Origin of the sequence: Roseateles sp. UC29_93, assembly GCF_042695725.1 — a bacterium.
Taxonomy (GTDB): domain Bacteria; phylum Pseudomonadota; class Gammaproteobacteria; order Burkholderiales; family Burkholderiaceae_C; genus Roseateles; species Roseateles noduli_A.
In genome coordinates this window covers 3,415,791-3,432,579 of the sequence record NZ_CP170545.1, presented here as the reverse complement: position 1 = coordinate 3,432,579, position 16,789 = coordinate 3,415,791, and the positions used below count along the sequence as shown (strand labels likewise).

Annotated in this window: 13 protein-coding genes and 5 tRNA genes; 4 read left to right on the top strand and 14 right to left on the bottom strand. The window is 67.8% G+C overall.

The window, feature by feature from the left end:
• The first annotated feature begins 55 nt into the window (after window positions 1–55).
• From ACFJIX_RS15945 to ACFJIX_RS15935, 3 genes are all read left to right on the top strand, one after another.
• Window positions 56–439 (top strand): hypothetical protein, encoded by a 384-nt coding sequence (locus ACFJIX_RS15945; RefSeq protein WP_377152612.1) that lies wholly within the window; start codon window positions 56–58, stop codon window positions 437–439.
• A 127-nt stretch (window positions 440–566) separates the two neighbouring features.
• Window positions 567–2,132, top strand: a complete 1,566-nt coding sequence (locus ACFJIX_RS15940) for an ABC transporter substrate-binding protein (protein WP_377152610.1) — start codon at window positions 567–569, stop codon at window positions 2,130–2,132.
• Between the two features lie 164 nt (window positions 2,133–2,296).
• Entirely contained in the window at window positions 2,297–3,895 is a 1,599-nt protein-coding gene (locus tag ACFJIX_RS15935; protein WP_377152607.1) for an ABC transporter substrate-binding protein, read from the top strand.
• Between the two features lie 99 nt (window positions 3,896–3,994).
• Here ACFJIX_RS15935 and ACFJIX_RS15930 read toward each other — a convergent pair whose 3' ends face one another.
• The 8 genes from ACFJIX_RS15930 to ACFJIX_RS15895 form a co-directional block, all read right to left on the bottom strand.
• Complete coding sequence (locus ACFJIX_RS15930; RefSeq protein ID WP_377152605.1) at window positions 3,995–4,558, bottom strand: hypothetical protein; 564 nt, start codon at window positions 4,556–4,558, stop codon at window positions 3,995–3,997.
• Window positions 4,543–5,580, bottom strand: a complete 1,038-nt coding sequence (locus ACFJIX_RS15925; RefSeq protein ID WP_377152603.1) for a thiamine pyrophosphate-dependent enzyme — start codon at window positions 5,578–5,580, stop codon at window positions 4,543–4,545. Before ACFJIX_RS15925 ends, ACFJIX_RS15930 begins: the two co-directional genes overlap by 16 nt.
• Entirely contained in the window at window positions 5,472–6,770 is a 1,299-nt protein-coding gene (locus ACFJIX_RS15920) for a thiamine pyrophosphate-dependent enzyme (protein WP_377152601.1), read from the bottom strand. The genes ACFJIX_RS15925 and ACFJIX_RS15920 overlap by 109 nt, the downstream gene beginning before the upstream one ends.
• 273 nt (window positions 6,771–7,043) lie before the next feature.
• Entirely contained in the window at window positions 7,044–8,585 is a 1,542-nt protein-coding gene (locus ACFJIX_RS15915) for a methyl-accepting chemotaxis protein (protein ID WP_377152598.1), read from the bottom strand.
• 370 nt (window positions 8,586–8,955) lie between these two features.
• A complete protein-coding gene (locus tag ACFJIX_RS15910) occupies window positions 8,956–9,894 on the bottom strand; it encodes an NAD(P)H-dependent flavin oxidoreductase (RefSeq protein WP_377161806.1) in 939 nt (312 codons plus the stop codon).
• A gap of 82 nt (window positions 9,895–9,976) precedes the next feature.
• Window positions 9,977–11,770 (bottom strand): acyl-CoA dehydrogenase, encoded by a 1,794-nt coding sequence (locus tag ACFJIX_RS15905; protein ID WP_377152595.1) that lies wholly within the window; start codon window positions 11,768–11,770, stop codon window positions 9,977–9,979.
• 102 nt (window positions 11,771–11,872) lie between these two features.
• Entirely contained in the window at window positions 11,873–12,802 is a 930-nt protein-coding gene (locus ACFJIX_RS15900; protein ID WP_377152593.1) for an electron transfer flavoprotein subunit alpha/FixB family protein, read from the bottom strand.
• A gap of 28 nt (window positions 12,803–12,830) precedes the next feature.
• Complete coding sequence (locus tag ACFJIX_RS15895; RefSeq protein WP_377152590.1) at window positions 12,831–13,586, bottom strand: electron transfer flavoprotein subunit beta/FixA family protein; 756 nt, start codon at window positions 13,584–13,586, stop codon at window positions 12,831–12,833.
• 286 nt (window positions 13,587–13,872) lie between these two features.
• On the opposite strand from ACFJIX_RS15895, the gene murI reads away from it, so the two are divergent.
• Window positions 13,873–14,718, top strand: a complete 846-nt coding sequence (gene murI / locus ACFJIX_RS15890) for a glutamate racemase (protein WP_377152588.1) — start codon at window positions 13,873–13,875, stop codon at window positions 14,716–14,718.
• A 36-nt stretch (window positions 14,719–14,754) separates the two neighbouring features.
• On the opposite strand, the gene ACFJIX_RS15885 is transcribed toward murI, so the two are convergent.
• The 6 genes from ACFJIX_RS15885 to ACFJIX_RS15860 form a co-directional block, all read right to left on the bottom strand.
• Window positions 14,755–16,047, bottom strand: a complete 1,293-nt coding sequence (locus ACFJIX_RS15885) for an MFS transporter (protein WP_377152586.1) — start codon at window positions 16,045–16,047, stop codon at window positions 14,755–14,757.
• A 28-nt stretch (window positions 16,048–16,075) separates the two neighbouring features.
• Window positions 16,076–16,163 (bottom strand) — tRNA-Leu (locus ACFJIX_RS15880).
• Window positions 16,164–16,262: 99 nt separating this feature from the next.
• A tRNA-Gly gene (locus ACFJIX_RS15875) sits at window positions 16,263–16,338 on the bottom strand.
• 49 nt (window positions 16,339–16,387) lie between these two features.
• Window positions 16,388–16,463: transfer RNA gene (locus ACFJIX_RS15870), tRNA-Gly, on the bottom strand.
• Between the two features lie 13 nt (window positions 16,464–16,476).
• Window positions 16,477–16,550, bottom strand: a tRNA-Cys gene (locus ACFJIX_RS15865).
• Window positions 16,551–16,640: 90 nt separating this feature from the next.
• A tRNA-Gly gene (locus ACFJIX_RS15860) sits at window positions 16,641–16,716 on the bottom strand.
• Window positions 16,717–16,789: the final 73 nt, after the last annotated feature.

Sequence of the window (16,789 nt, the reverse complement as noted above, 5' to 3'; positions counted from 1 at the left end):
GAGTCTACGTAATGCGGCCGTGAAGGACACGGATCAACCCCGTCTACAGTGGTGCATGTCCTCCCGATCAGGCAGCGTCATCTGGATCCATCCGGAAGCGCCACCCAAACCCGCCCTCGGCCAACCGTGCAACGGCTGCGGCGTGTGCTGCCTGGCCGAGCCTTGCCCGCTCGGGATGCTCGTGAGCCTGAAGCGCGAAGGCGCCTGCCGCGCGCTGCAGTGGTCCGGGGAAGACCAGCAGTACCGATGCGGCATGCTGGCGCATCCGACGCGCTATGTCGGGTGGCGAACACTCCGGCCGGACGGGCTCGTCAATCGCCTGATCCGCCGCTATGCGCGACGCATGATCGCGGCCGGCATCGGCTGCGACGCCGACATCGAGCCAACGACGGCCCCCTCGTCCACGGTGTCTTCTCCCTCATCTCCGGAGAAGCGCTAGGCGACGCCTGCCCCCGTCGGGCATAGCATGCGCCGGGCATCGCCTGCCCAGGCTTCATCGGAGTCCGCCCATGTCCTGCCTCCCGACATCCCGCTTCCCGAAAGCGTCCCGATCCGTGCGCGCCCGCATGAGTCTGTCCCTGACGATCGCGTTCGGCGCGCTCGCCGCCGCGCCCGGCGCGCAGGCCGTGCCGCTGCGCTGGGCCGCGCAGAACGACGTGCTGACGCTGGATCCGCATTCGCAGGACCACACCACCACGAGCGCCATCCTGCAGCACGCCTACGAAGGCCTGACCCGCTACAACGAGCAGTGGGAGATCGAGCCCTGCCTGGCCACGAAGTGGACGCAGATCAGCCCGACGCAGGTCCGCTTCGAGCTGCGCAAGGGCGTGAAGTTCCACGACGGTTCGCCCTTCACCGCGGACGACGTGATCTTCAGTTTCGACCGCATCCGCCAGCCGCAGGGCACGATGCAGATCTACGTCACCGGCATCAAGGAGATCAAGAAGGTCGACGACTTCACCGTCGATCTGATCCTCGACTCGCCGCAGCCCATCCTGCTGCGCAACCTGGTCGACTTCCGGATCATGAGCAAGGTCTGGGCCGAGAAGAACAAGGCGACGCAGATGGCCGATTACAAGGCCAAGGACGAGAACTACGCCAGCCGCCACACCGACGGCACCGGCCCGTACGAGATCCTCTCGTGGCAGCCGGACCAGAAGGTCTCGATGACGATCAACAAGGCCTGGTGGGACAAGAACAAGGGCAACATCACCGAGGTCAGCTACATCCCGATCAAGTCGGATCCGACGCGCGTCGCGGCGCTCACCTCGGGCGACGTGGACCTGCTGACCGAGGTGCCGACCCAGGACGTCGCCGCGGTGAAGGCCGATGCGAAGCTCAAGTCGATCGAAGGGCCCGAGACCCGCACCATCTTCTTCGCGATGGACCTCGGCAGCGAGGAGCTGCGCGGCGCCTCGGTCAAGGGCAAGAACCCGTTCAAGGACATCCGCGTCCGGGAGGCGCTCTCCATCGCCATCGACCGCGAGGCGATCAAGCGCAGCATCATGCGCGGCCTGTCGGTGCCGGCGTCGCTGATGGTCTCGCCCGGCGTCAACGGCTACGACGCCGCGCTGGACAAGCCCGCCAAGCCCGACCTGGCCCGTGCGAAGACGCTGCTCGCCGACGCCGGCTATCCGAACGGCTTCGAACTGCCGCTGAACTGCCCCGACAACCGCTACGTCAACGACGAGAAGATCTGCCTGGCCGTCGTGTCGATGTGGAGCAAGATCGGCGTCACGGCGCGCCTGACCGCGCAGCCGATGTCGCAGCACAGCCAGCTGTTCCAGCGCTTCGAGGCGCCGCTGTACATGCTGGGTTGGGGCGTGTCCACGCGCGATGCGCTCTACGCGCTGCAGGCGCTCGCGCGCACGCGCAGCGGCGGTGCGGATGGCAGCTTCAACTTCTCCAAGATCAGCGACCCGGCCCTGGACAAGCTGATCGATGCCGCCAAGAGCGAGATCGACACCGCCAAGCGCGACGCGATCCTGCGCGATGCGCTGGTGCGCACGCGCGATCAGTACCTGTTCATCCCGCTGCACCACCAGGTGCGCCCGTGGGCGATGCGCGCCAACCTGCAGACCCTGCACCGCTCCAACGACCGGCCGGAAGCGCGGTTCACGACGATCAAGTGACGGTTTGATGAGCGGATCCCGGATGTCCTTGCTCGGCGGCTGAATTTTCCGGTCCTCCCCTGGGCAATCCCCAGGGTGGATCGGCCTCCCGCCGAGGGTCCCGGCAGCTAGCATCCAGGCGACTTCACGTTTGCTTAACGACGTTGCCAAGGGAGCTACCGCTCATGTCGAGGAATCACTCCGGATCGATCCGATCCGCCCGCACCGCCCTTTGCGTCGCCGCCATCGCGGCGATGGTCGGCATCGCCCAAGCGGCGCCGCTGCGCTGGGCCGCTCAGAACGACGTGCTGACGCTGGATCCGCACTCGCAGAACCACAGCACGACGAACGCGATCACGCAGCACGCCTATGAGGGCCTGACGCGCTACGACCGCCAGTACCAGGTCGAGCCCTCGCTCGCCACGAAGTGGACGCAGATCAGCCCGACGCAGGTCCGCTTCGAGCTGCGCAAGGGCGTGAAGTTCCACGACGGCTCGCCGTTCACCGCGGACGACGTGGTGTTCTCGTTCCAGCGCATCAAGCAGCCGGTGGGGACCATGCACCCGTTCGTGGCGGGGGTCACCGAAATCAAGAAGGTCGACAGCCACACCATCGACGTGATCCTGGCCGCGCCCAACCCGATCCTGCTGCGCCAGTTCGTCGACTTCCGCATCATGAGCAAGACCTGGGCGGAGAAGAACAAGGCGCTGAACCTGCCGGACTTCAAGGCCAAGGAAGAGACCTACGCGACGCGCAATGCCAATGGCACCGGGCCGTACCGGATCACCGGCTGGCAACCGGACCAGCGCATCACGATGGTCCAGAACAAGGACTGGTGGGACGCGAAGAACGCCACCAACGTCGACGAGGTGATCTACACGCCGATCAAGTCCGATCCGACGCGCGTCGCGGCGCTGCTGTCGGGCGACGTGGACCTGCTGTCCGACATCCCGACGCAGGACGTCGGCCGGCTGAAGGCCGATCCGAAGTTGAACGTCGCCGAGGGCAGCGAGACCCGCACGATCTTCATCGGCATGGACCAGGGCAGCGAACAGCTCAAGGGCAGCAGCGTGACGGGCAAGAACCCGTTCAAGGACAAGCGCGTGCGCGAGGCGATGTCGCTGGCCATCGACCGCGAGGCCATCAAGCGCGCGACGATGCGCGGCCTGTCGGTACCGGCCGGCATCATGGTCGCGCCGGGCGTGAACGGCAACGCGCCGGACATCGACGTGCCGACCAAGGTCGACGCCGAACGCGCGAAGAAGCTGCTCGCGGAGGCCGGTTATCCGAGCGGCTTCGACGTGCCGATGAACTGCCCCAACAACCGCTACGTCAACGACGAGGAGATCTGCCTCGCGGTGGTGTCGATGTGGAGCAAGGTCGGCATCAAGGCGCGGCTGCAGACCGAGTCGTTCAGCACCTTCAGCCCGAAGCTGCAGGCCTTCGAGTACCCGCTGTTCCTGTACGGCTGGGGCGTGCCGACCTATGACGCGCTGTACACGATGCAGTCGCTGGCGCGCACGCGCAGCGGCGGCGCGGACGGCAGCGGCAACTACTTCCGCCTGAGCGACGCGAAGCTCGACCAGATCATCGACGCCGCGAAGGTCGAGGGCGACGTGACCAAGCGCAACGCGCTGCTGAAGGAAGGCCTGGTGCGCATCCGCGACGAGGTGTTCTTCATCCCGCTGCACCACCAGGTGCGCCCGTGGGCGATGAAGAAGAGCGTCACGACGCCGCACCGCTCCGACGACCGGCCGGAAGCGCGGTTCACGACGATCAAGTGACGGAGGGTTGAACGCGGGGCGGCCGTCCACAACGGCCGCCCCGGCGCTGATCACGCCTGGAAGGCGGCACCGTGCGATGCGCGATGCCGCCTTCGTCGTTCAGGACGAACGAGCTGGGGAGCGCCCCGGCACGGCGGTCTGCGGCACGAGCGCCTGGCGGACCAGCTCGGCCTGCTGCCAACGATGGATCACCGGCGAAGCCGTGGCGCCCGCCGCGGTCACGGCGCGGGAGACCTCGCACAGCCACGCGCCGTCGGGCAGGAGCGCCTCGAGCTCGTCGCGGACGAAGTGCCACGCGCCCTGGTTGCGCGTTTCCTCCTGCGTCCAGACGAGTTCCTCGAGGAGCGGGTACCGCCGCAGCACGGCCGACAGCGACTCGCTCGGGAACGGGTAGAGCTGCTCGACCCGCACCAGCGCGGTCGGGCCCGCCATCGGATCGGCGAGCGATCCGGCCATCGCCTGGCGTGCGCTCAGCAGGTCGTAGTGGACCTTGCCGCTGCTCAGCACGACCCGGCGTACACGACCCGCCTGTGCCTCGTCGAGGGTGTCGTCGTCGAGCACCGGCTCGAAGCGACCGGCCGCGAGCACGCCGACCGGCGTGTGGCTGCGCGGCTCCGCCAGCAGCACCGCCTTGGGCGTCATCACGATCAGCGGCTTGCGCACCGGATCCAACGCCTGGCGCTGCAGCAGCGCCGCGTACTGGCCGATGTCGACGGCATCGCGACGCGCAGGTTGTCCGCGCCGCACAGCTGCAGGATGCGCGCGAGGAAACCGTTCGAGTGCTCCGGCCCCACGCCCTCGTAGCCATGCGGCAGCAGCACCGTCAGCGCCGAGGTGTCGCCCCACTTCTCTTCGCCGGAGCTGAGGTACTGGTCGAGGTAGACCTGCGCGCCATTGACGAAGTCGCCGAACTGAGCCTCCCACACCGTCAGCACATCGCGCGCGTGCACGCTGTGCCCATACTCGAAGCCGAGGACCGCTTCCTCCGCCAGCAGCGAGTTGACGACCTCCAGTCGCGCGCCCGCCGAGGCGAAGCGGGACAACGGCGTCCACGTCGAGGGCTCGCTCAGGCGCTTGTCCTCGTGCACGTCATCGCACGTGTGATCGCGCATCCTGCCCGCGGCCGCCATGGGCGGGCCGCCACCGGCATCGACCTCCCGCCGTTGGTGATGCCACACCGCATGCCGATGCAGGAAGGTGCCGCGCTGCACGTCCAGGCCGGAGATCCGCACGCCCGTTCCCGCGCGCAGGACCTGCGCCCAGGCGAGCGTCTCGGCCGTGCACCAGTCGGCGGGACGGCGGGCGTCATCGGCCATGCCGCGCCAGCGGCTGGCTTGATCGCGCAGCAGCGGGTGCGGCTCGAAACCTTCGGGCACCTGCGCCAGCGCTTCCAGCACGTCATGCAGATCGCCGATGGGGGCGTGCCCCTCCGGCCGCAGCGGCGCGTCATCGGCGATCGGCGCGGCACCTTCCAGCGGTCGCGACGGATCGAAGGCATCGACCTGCGCGGCGACAGCCGCTGCGTCGTCTTCGCGAAGACGACCCTCCGCGGTCAGGCGCCTCGCATACAACGCGGTCACGCCCGGCTTCGCCGGCATGCGCCGGTACAGCGCGGGACTGGTGAGCTGCGGCACGTCGTGCTCCGAATGACCGAGGCGGCGGTACCCGACCAGGTCGATGACCACGTCGGTACCGAAGCGCGCACGGTAGTCGACCGCCAGGCGCGCGGCGCGCGGAGCACCGCCTCGGGATCGTCGGCATGGACGCGCAGCACCGGCGCGTCGACGCCTCGCGTCGCATCGGTGCAGTAGCGGGCCGCGCCCGCATCCATCGGGTTCGGCTCGGTGAAGCCCAGTTGATTGTTGATGACGACATGGATCACGCCGCCCACCTCGTAGCCCGGCTTCAGGCCGAGCGCCAGCGTCTCCATCACCACGCCCTGCCCGGCGAAGGCCGCGTCGCCGTGCATCATCACGGCCATGCACCGGTCCGGCCGCTCACCCGCCGCCGAGCGCGCCGCGCGCGCCATGCCGACGACGACCGGATAGACGCTCTGCAGGTGCGACGGGTTGCTTGCCAGTCGCAGGCGCACGGCGCCGTGCGCGGTCTGCACGCGCGACGTGCCGCCGAGGTGATAGACGAGGTCGCGCTGTCGTTCGGGATGCGCCGGCGCGGGCTCGAAGTAGTCGATCAACGCGTCGACGGGATGGCCCAGCAGGTTGGCCAGCACGTTCACACGGCCGCGATGCGGCATGCCCATCAGCACCTGGTCGACGCCCAGCGCCGCGCCAGCCTCCAGCACGGCGTCGAGCAAGGGCAGCAGCGCCTCGTTGCCCTCGAGCGAGAAGCGTTTGCCATGCGGAAAGCGATTCGCCAGATGACGCTCCCAGCCCTCCACGCGAGCGAGCCGGCGCAGCAGCGCGCGCGCCGCGTCGGCGGACAACGGCGCATCGTCCGACTCGAAACGCGCGCTCCACCACGAGCGGCGCGACTCGTCGCGCACCGCGCTCAGGTCGAGCGTCAAGGCGCCGCAGTACAGCGCGCTCAAGCGCTGGCGAAGCGCCCGCGCGTCCGCGACGCCGAGCACCGAGCCGCCCGCCTCGGCGACAGCGTCGTCGTCCGCGAGGTCGAATCGCGACAGGTCGAATGCACCGGCGTCCGATGCGGTCGGCGGTCCGGCCAGCGGATCGAGCCGCGCGTGGCGATGGCCCTGCCGGCGGAATGCGTCGATCAGCGCGGCGATGCCGGGCCGCAGACGCGGTGAAGAAGACGGTGAGGCGGCCGGCGAAGCGCTCGCGTCCGACGGATCGGTGTCGCGATCGAAACGGCAGCGGAGCGCCCAGGCGTGGCGCCCGAACGAGGTGTTCACGGACATGTCGACTCCCTTGACGTTGACTGACGCGGCTCGGATGAGCCCTGCTCGTCACGCCTCCGGGCGACCCCGGCGCTCTGCGGCACCTGTGCCGATCCCTCGCGGCCCTCGCGGGCCGTCGATCAGTCGGCGGTCGGATCCTCCCGGGCTGCGCGACCTCCGGCTCTGCGGCCGGTCCCGTCTCCAGTCCCCTCCAACCTGACGCGACGGCGCTCGGCCGCCGCTCACGGATTCAAGACGCGATCACGGCGCGTTCATGCGTCGCGCGCGGCGGCCTCAGAGCGCGAAGGCGCGCACGGCGTCGTTGAGCTGATGCGCCTGCTCCTGCAGGGCGCGCGCGGCGGCGGTGCTCTGCTCGACCATCGACGCGTTCTTCTGCGTCGAGTCGTCCATCTGCACGACCGCCGCATTGACCTGCTCGATGCCGGCGCTCTGCTCGCGGCTGGAGGCGCTGATCTCGGTCACGATGTGGCTCACGTGCCGGATGCTGCCCACAACCTGCTGCATCGTCTGGCCGGCCTGTTCGACCATGCGGCCGCCGGCCTCGACCTGCGAGACCGAGTCGTCGATGAGCCGCTTGATCTCCTTGGCCGCCGTCGCGCTGCGCTGCGCCAGGCTGCGCACCTCCGACGCCACGACCGCGAAGCCGCGGCCCTGCTCGCCCGCGCGCGCCGCCTCGACCGCCGCGTTGAGCGCCAGGATGTTGGTCTGGAACGCGATGCCGTCGATCACGCCGATGATCTCGACGATGCGGCGCGATGCCGCGGAGATCGAACTCATCGTCTGCACGACCTGGCCCACCACCTCGCCGCCCTGCGTCGCGATGCCGGACGCGGACGAGGCCGAGCGGTCGGCCTCGCCGGCGTTGTCGGCGCTCATCCGCACCGATGCGGTCAGCTGCTCCATCGCCGACGCCGTTTCCTCCAGCGCCGCGGCCTGCTGCTCAGTGCGCGCCGCCAGATCCTGATTGCCCTGCGCAACCTCCTGGGCCGCGTTCGCGATCGTGTCCGCGCCCGTGCGGACCTCGGTGACGATGCGATGCAGGTTCTCGACCATGTTCTGCAGCGCCGCCATCAGCCGCGCCACCTCGTCCTTGCCGCTGGCGCGGATCCGGTAGGTCAGGTCGCCGGCGGCGACGCGCTCGGCCAGCTCGATGGCGCCCTCGATCGGCTGCGTGATCGACCGCGTGATGAAGAACGCGGTCGCCACGCCCATCAGCAGCGCCAGGGCCGACGCGACGATCATGTCGAGCTTGGCGCCCTGGGAGCGCTCATTGGCCTCGGCCACGTCCGCCGCCATGCGGGCGGCCTGGAAGTCGACCATCTTGTCGATCAGCGCGTAGTAGCGCGCCTGCGGCCCCACCATCTGATCCTGATAGACCGCCATCGCGCCGTCGCGGTCGCCCGCGGCCAGCAGGTCGAAGATCTTGCGCACCACCGCGCCGTAGTCCTTGCGCGCCGCCGACTGCTCGGCGAAGAGCTGCTTGCTCTCGTCGTCCGCCAGCATCTTCTCGAGCCTGGCGAGGTTCTCCGAGTTGGTCTGACGGATGACGGCGTACTCGTCCATGTACTTCTTCGCCGCATCCGGCGTGCCGGCCAGCAGCAGCCGTCCGATGGTGATCGCGCCGCGGTCGCCCACGCTCTTGACCTGCGTGGTCAACGCGATCAGCGCGTAGCGGTCCTCGACCACCCGCCCCATCGTCGCGTTGACCCCGTCGATCACGCGGATCCCCACCCCGAGGATGACCAGCAGCAACACGAAGACGACCGCGAATGCCGCGGCAAGACGTGACCCGATCCGAACGTCGGCCAATTTCATTTGTTTGCTCTCCCTGACGACTGAATGTCTGGAGATGACACCACTGCTTACATTTCAGGTCTATCGACTCAGCAATGCGAAATTAGCATTCACGTTATGAAATCATCGGGCCGTGAAGTTTTCAACGGATCGGCGCCTCCACGGACCTCTCGAGCGTTCGATTAGCAAATCAATGGAGCCATCAATCGCCCACTTCGGGCGATGAGCGCGCTTGCCCACCCCCGGATGAGGGGGCATTGCCCGCAAGCCGTGAACGGAAGCACAACGCGATGAGGGGCGAAGGGGGATGCAAGTGCCGATTGGTGGAGAAGCGCAGAAATGAAAACGCCCCGCAAGGCGGGGCGTGAGCTGCGGGAAGCGTCTCGCGCTGTCAGGCCAGCGCCAGGCGTCGACGCGCCGCCTGGTACTCGCGATCGAAGCGCGCCACCAGCTCGCCGGCCGGCAGCACCTCGCGGATCGCGCCGATGCCCTGGCCGCTGCCCCAGACATCCTTCCAGGCCTTCGCGCCCGTGCCGCCGAAGTTCATCTTCGTCGGGTCGCTCTCGGGCAGGTTCTCCGGATCGAGTCCGGCCTTCACGATCGAGCCCTTCAGGTAGTTGCCATGCACGCCGGTGAACAGGTTGCTGTAGACGATGTCGTCGCTGTTGCTCTCGACGATCATCTGCTTGTAGTCGTCGGAAGCGCGCGCTTCCTCGGTCGCGATGAAGGCCGAGCCTATGTACGCCAGGTCCGCGCCCATCGCCTGCGCCGCGAGGATCGCGTCGCCGCTGGCCATCGAGCCCGACAGCGCCAGCGGGCCGTCGAACCACTCGCGGATCTCCTGGATCAGCGCGAACGGGCTCTTCACCCCGGCATGGCCGCCGGCGCCTGCCGCCACGGCGATCAGGCCGTCGGCGCCCTTCTCGATCGCCTTCTTCGCGAACTTGTTGTTGATGATGTCGTGCAGCACGATGCCGCCCCAGCCGTGCACCGCGGCGTTGACGTCCTCGCGCGCGCCCAGCGACGTGATCACGATGGGCACCTTGTACTTGGCGCACAGGGCCATGTCGTGCTCGAGCCGGTCGTTGCTCTTGTGCACGATCTGGTTGATCGCGAACGGCGCGGCCGGCGACTCCGGATGCGCGCGGTCATGCGCGGCCAGCGTCTCGGTGATCTCGGCGAGCCAGTCGTCGAGCAGCTCCGCCGGGCGGGCGTTGAGCGACGGCATCGAGCCGACGATGCCGGCCTTGCATTGCGCGATCACCAGCTTGGGGTTGCTGATGATGAACAGCGGCGAGCCGATCACCGGCAGGCGCAGTGTGTTGAACAGCGGGGGGAAGTGCCACCTGGGTCTCCTCTTCGATGAATCTGGATGCGACGGGGGCGGGACGCCTCGCGGCGTCCCGCGATGTCTAGAACGCGTCGACGGGCAGCGCCATCACGCTGTCCGCGCCGTTCACGATCGCGTCGCGCTGCGCGGCGCAGCGGGGCAGGATGTGCTCGGCGTAGAAGCGCGCGGTGGCGATCTTGGCGTCCATGAAGGCGACGTCCTCGCCGGTCGCCTTCAATTCCTGCGCGGCGAGCAGCGAGCGCGCCAGCTGCCAGCCCGCCATCAGGTTGCCGCCCACCATCAGGTAAGGCACCGAGCCGGCGAAGGCCGCATTCGGCCTGGCCTTGCCGTTGGCCGCGATGAAGTCGACGACCTCGACGAAGGCCGCGCGGGCCGCCGCCAGTTGCGTGCGCACCGCCTGCGCGTCGGCGCTGCCGTTCGCGGCCAGCGCGCCTTCGGTCTCCTCGACCTGCGCCGCCACGCTGCGCGCGAACGCGCCGCCGTCGCGCACCGTCTTGCGGCCGACCAGGTCGTTGGCCTGGATCGCCGTCGTGCCTTCGTAGATCGGCAGGATGCGCGCGTCGCGGTAGTACTGCGCCGCCCCGGTCTCCTCGATGAAGCCCATGCCGCCGTGCACCTGCACGCCCAGCGAGGTGACCTCCAGGCTGATCTCCGTGCTGTAGCCCTTCACCAGCGGCACCATGAACTCGTAGAAGGCCTGCGCCTGCTTGCGGGTCTCGGCATCCTCGTGGTGATGCGCCATGTCGTAGGCCGCGGCGGCGTCGATCGCCATCGCGCGGCAGCCTTCGACCAGCGCGCGCTGCGTCATCAGCATGCGACGCACGTCGGGGTGGTGGATGATCGCGGCCGGACCGGATGCGGAACCGTCGACCGGGCGCGACTGCACGCGGTCCTTCGCGTACTCGACCGCCTTCTGGTACGCGCGGTCGGCCACCGCGATGCCTTGCACGCCGACGCCGAAGCGGGCCGCGTTCATCATGATGAACATGTACTCGAGGCCGCGGTTCTCTTCACCGATCAAGGTGCCGATCGCGCCGCCGTGATCGCCGAACTGAAGGACGGCCGTCGGGCTCGCCTTGATGCCGAGCTTGTGCTCGATCGACACGCAGTGCGCGTCGTTGCGCGCGCCCAGCGAGCCGTCGGCGTTCACCAGGAACTTCGGCACCAGGAACAGGCTGATGCCCTTCACGCCTTCCGGCGCGCCCGGCACGCGCGCGAGCACCAGGTGGACGATGTTGTCCGCCATGTCGTGCTCGCCCCAGGTGATGAAGATCTTCGTGCCGAAGACCTTGTAGGTGCCGTCGCCCTGCGGCTCGGCGCGGGTGCGCACCATCGCCAGGTCCGAGCCGGCCTGCGGTTCGGTCAGGTTCATCGTGCCGGTCCACTCGCCGGAGATCAGCTTCGGGATGAAGGTCTGCTTCTGCTCCTCCGAGCCCGCGACCAGCAGCGCTTCGATCGCGCCGTCGGTCAGCAGCGGGCACAGCGCGAAGCTGACATTGGCCGCCTGCACGATCTCGCCGCAGGCCGCGCCGATCGTCTTGGGCAAGGCCTGACCCCCATAAGCCTCCGGATGCTGCAGCCCCTGCCAGCCGCCCTCGACGTACTGCTTGAACGCCGCCTTGAAGCCCGGCGTCACGAAGACCTCGCCGTTCTTCCAGTACGACGGGTTCCTGTCGCCTTCGACGTTCAGCGGCGCGATCACATCCTCGTTCAGCCTGGCCGATTCCTCGAGCACCGCCTGCGCGGTGTCCAGGCCGTGGTCGGCGAACGCGGGGATCTGCTCGGCGAGCGTCTGCAGGCCGGCCAGGGCCTGCATGTCGAACAGCATGTCCTTGATCGGGGCGCGGTAGGTCATGGGGGTTGTCTCCGGATGAAAAAAGGGCGCCGCGCGTCGTCGGCGGGCGCCCTTGGTCTTGTCGGCGACGGTCTTCGCCGTCGCGGTTCGTCAGCGTCCGATTTACAGCGCCTTGACCAGTTCGGGCACGGCCACGAACAGGTCGGCTTCGAGGCCGTAGTCGGCCACCGAGAAGATCGGCGCTTCCGGATCCTTGTTGATCGCGACGATCACCTTGGAGTCCTTCATGCCGGCCAGATGCTGGATCGCGCCGGAGATGCCGGCGGCGATGTAGAGCTGCGGCGCGACGATCTTGCCGGTCTGGCCGACCTGCCAGTCGTTGGGTGCGTAGCCCGCATCCACCGCGGCGCGCGAGGCGCCCAGCGCGGCGTTCAGCTTGTCGGCCAGCGGGGTCAGCACTTCATTGAACTTGTCGCTGCTGCCCAGCGCGCGGCCGCCCGACACGATGATCTTCGCGGCGGTCAGTTCAGGACGATCGCTCTTCGTGACCTCGCGACCGACGAAGCTGCTCTTGCCGCTGTCGGCCACGCCGGACAGCGATTCCACGGCGGCGCTGCCGCCTTCGGCCGCGGAGTCGAAACCGGTCGTGCGCACGGTGATCACCTTGACGGCGTCGGTCGACTGCACGGTCGCGATCGCGTTGCCGGCGTAGATCGGACGCTCGAAGGTGTCGGGGCTGACGACCTTGGTGATGTCGCTGATCTGGCCGACGTCCAGCAGCGCGGCGACGCGCGGTGCGACGTTCTTGCCGGAGGCGGTGGCCGGGAACAGCAGGTGCGAATAGTCCTTGGCGATGGCGATCACCTGGGCGGCGACGTTCTCGGCCAGGCCGTCGGCGAACTGCGCGCCGTCGGCGTGCAGGACCTTGGCGACGCCCGAGATCTTCGCGGCGGACTGCGCGGCGGCGCCGGCGTTCGAGCCGACGACCAGCACGTGCACGTCGCCACCGATGGCGGCGGCGGCGGTGACGACGTGGTGCGTGGCGCCCTTCAACGAGGCGTTGTCGTGTTCAGCGATGACGAGGATGGTCATGTCTTATCTCCGGATCTTGTTCTGCGGCTCAGATGACCTTCGCTTCGGTCTTCAGCTTCGTCACGAGGGTCGCGACGTCCGGCACCTTGATGCCGGCGCTGCGCTTGGGCGGCTCGGCGACCGACAGCGTCTTGATGCGCGGCGACACGTCCACGCCCAGGTCGGCGGGCTTGACCACGTCGAGCTGCTTCTTCTTCGCCTTCATGATGTTGGGCAGCGTCACGTAACGCGGCTCGTTCAGGCGCAGGTCGGTCGTCACGACCGCGGGCAGCGTCAGGCTGACCGTCTCCAGGCCGCCGTCGACTTCACGCGTGACGTTGACCTTGCCGTCGGCGACTTCCACCTTCGACGCGAACGTGCCCTGCGGCAGGCCCGTCAGCGCGGCCAGCATCTGGCCGGTCTGGTTGCAATCGTCGTCGATGGCCTGCTTGCCCAGGATCACCAGCTGCGGCTGTTCCTTGTCGACCAGCGCCTTCAGCAGCTTGGCCACGGCCAGCGGCTGCAGCTCGAGGTCGGCGGCGGTCTCGACCAGGATCGCGCGATCGGCGCCGATGGCCATCGCGGTGCGCAGCGTTTCCTGGCACTGCGTGACGCCGCAGGAGACGGCGATCACTTCCGTGACCACGCCCTTCTCCTTCAGGCGGACGGCTTCTTCGACGGCGATCTCGTCGAACGGGTTCATGGACATCTTCACGTTGGCGATGTCCACGCCGGTTCCGTCACTCTTGACGCGCACCTTGACGTTGTAATCGACGACTCGTTTGACGGGGACCAATACCTTCATCGAAGCACTCCAAGCGGATTGACGTTAACGTTAATCAGATTCTATGGGAGCCCCGGGGCGCTCCCGTGTCTCCCAGCCGTCATGCGCCCCTGCTCCCGTCCCGGGCATCCCGGAAAACCGCGAGCGTCTCCTCGGCGCTGGCTCGAAAATAAAACGAACGATCGTTCTATTCTAGCCATAGCTTCGCGGCTGCCAAGCGGTTCACGGCAGGAATGAGGGATTCCTCTAGACTGCGCTCCCGATACGCCAGCACCACCGCCCCCCAACGATCACGACCGCGAGCTCCGTGCCTCCTCCCTCCTCTCCATCGATCGCTCCCGCGAGTTCCCTTGACAGCGACGCGCGCGTCCCCTGCATCGGGGTCTTCGATTCCGGCGTCGGCGGTCTCACCGTGCTGAAGGCGCTGCGCGAGCAGCTGCCCGATGTGCCCTTGCACTACGTCGCCGATACCGCTCACGCCCCATATGGGGATCGCAGCAGCGAGTACATCGTCGAGCGCAGCGTGCGCGTAGCCGAACGCCTGCGCGAGGTCGGCGCCCGCATGGCGGTGGTGGCGTGCAACACGGCGACGGCGCACGCGGTGCAGGCCATGCGCGAGCGCTGGCCGGACTGGCCGGTCGTGGGCATCGAGCCGGGCGTGAAGCCGGCCGTGGCCGCGACGCGCAACGGCCGCATCGGCGTGATGGCGACGACGGCGACGATCGCGAGCCGGCGTTTCGAGCAGCTCGTCGCGGCACATGCCAGTGATGTCGAGTTGATCAGCCAGCCCTGCCCCGGCCTGGTCACGCTGATCGAGCAAGGCGATCTGCGCAGCGCCGAGCTCGGCGATCTGATCGAGCGCTTCTGCGAGCCACTGCGGCGGGGCGGCGTCGATACGGTGCTGCTCGGCTGCACCCACTACCCGCTGGTGCAGGCGCGCATCCAGGCGGCGTTGGGCGACGGCGTTCAGTTGCTCAACATTGAGGACGCCGTCGCACGTCAGGCGAGGCGCGTGTGGGAGGGACTCGGTTTCGCCGCGTCAGGCCCCGCGGCGATCGTGCTCGAAAGCACCGGCGATCCCGCGCCGCTGCAGCACCTGGCGCGCGAGGCGCTCGGCTGGCGCGACGTGACGGCCACGCGCATCGCGGCCTGATCGACGGCCAGCGAGCTGACCGGCCTCAGATCAGGTTCAGATCAGCGCCCGCGCCAGTCCGCGCGTCATGTCGACGCGTCTCAGCAACCAGTAGCCGAGAACGAAGAAGACGCCGGTCGCGAGGATCGCGAGACGGTGATTGCCTGCCGTCAAGACCGTGACGGCGCCGTAGGTCAGCGGACCGATGATCGCGGCGAGGCGGGTGGCGAAGGTCCACAGGCCGAAGAACTCGGCCAGGCGGTCGTGCGGCGCGAGGGCACCGGCGAGCGCACGGCCACAGGACTGGCTGGAACCCATGCACAAGCCCGCGATCACCGCGGCGATCCAGAACAGCCAGGCGCTCGTCGCCAGGAAGGCCAGCAGCGTCATGACCATCCAACCCACCAGCGTCACCGCGAGCGCGGGCTGGTGGCCGATGCGGTCCTCGTAATAGCCGAACAGGAACGCACCGACCGCGGAGGCGATGTTCACGAGGAACACCAAGGTCATCGTCTGCGCCTGTGTGAAACCGAGCGCCTGCTCCGCATAGACCGCGGCGAGCGCGATGACGACGGCGATCCCGGCCTGGTAGCTCGTGCCGCAGGCCAGCAGCCGCAGAAAATCGGGATAGGCACGTGCACGCTGCCAGGATGTCCATAGCTGGGAAAGACCTGACCCCATGCGAGCGGCGCGACGCGTGGCGCAGGGATCGGCGCGCTCGCGCAGCAGCAGGAAGGTGGGCAGCGCGGCGAGCAGGTACAGGCCGGCGGTGATCAGCATCGTGACCGGAACGAAATGGTCGGCCGTGTCTCCGCGCGCCTGGGCGCTCAGCACGTAGCCCAGGCACAGGCCGAGCGCGAGCATCCCGCCGAGATAACCGAAAGCCCAGCCCCAGCCCGACACGCGGCCCAGCGCATCACGCCGCGCGAGTTCCGGCAGGAACGCCGCGATCAGCGATTCGCCGTAGGAGAAGAACACGTTGGAGAGCACGACCGCCGTGGCCGCCCACCACAGCTGGTCCGCGCCGAACACCGCGAGCGCGGCGGTCGACAACACGCAGCCGATCGTGCATAGCCCCAGCAGTTTCTTCTTCGCCCCATGGGCATCGGCCCAGGCGCCCAGTCCCGGCATCGTCACCATCACGAGAAAACTGGAGACGGCGATCAGCACGGTCCAGAGCAGCGTCGCCGACGGCTGGCCCTTGGCGATGACGCCGACGAAGTACGCGTTGTAGACGGCCGTCAGGACGACGGTCGTGTAGCCCGAATTGGCGAAGTCGTACATCGACCAGCCGAAGACTTCGCGCTTGCGAACGCCCGGGTTCAACAGTTCCTGCACAAACATGCCCATGTGCTGCAGTCTCTGGAAGCCGATCGCGTGGTGCCTCGAACGGGACTCGAACCCGTACGCCGGTTGAGGGCGGCGGATTTTAAGTCCGCTGTGTCTACCAATTTCACCATCGAGGCGCGACGACTCCGCATCGATTCCATGTCGGAGTGAGCGCGCATTATCACGGCGACCGACAAAGAAAAAGGGAAGCCAAACTGGCTTCCCTTTGTAGGATTTGGAGCGGGAAACGAGGCTCGAACTCGCGACCTCAACCTTGGCAAGGTTGCGCTCTACCAACTGAGCTATTCCCGCATCGCAGGACAGCGGAGTGTTCAATCACCCCACCGACCTTTGGTGTCGTTGGAGCGGGAAACGAGGCTCGAACTCGCGACCTCAACCTTGGCAAGGTTGCGCTCTACCAACTGAGCTATTCCCGCAATGTCCATTCTTTGGAGGCGCGATCCGGAGTCGAACCGGACTGACCGGATTTGCAATCCGGGGCATAACCGCTTTGCTATCGCGCCCCAGAACCCTGGACGGGATTCTGTAGAAGCCGGATTTGGTTGTCCGACTTCGATAAAAAATGGAAGCCTGGGCTTCCATTTTTTTGAACCTGGAGCGGGAAACGAGGCTCGAACTCGCGACCTCAACCTTGGCAAGGTTGCGCTCTACCAACTGAGCTATTCCCGCAGGGTCTTCAACACACTGCCTGCTTCAACTGCCGTGCAATTCTTGCGAATTGCTTTGTCGTCGCTGCACCGTT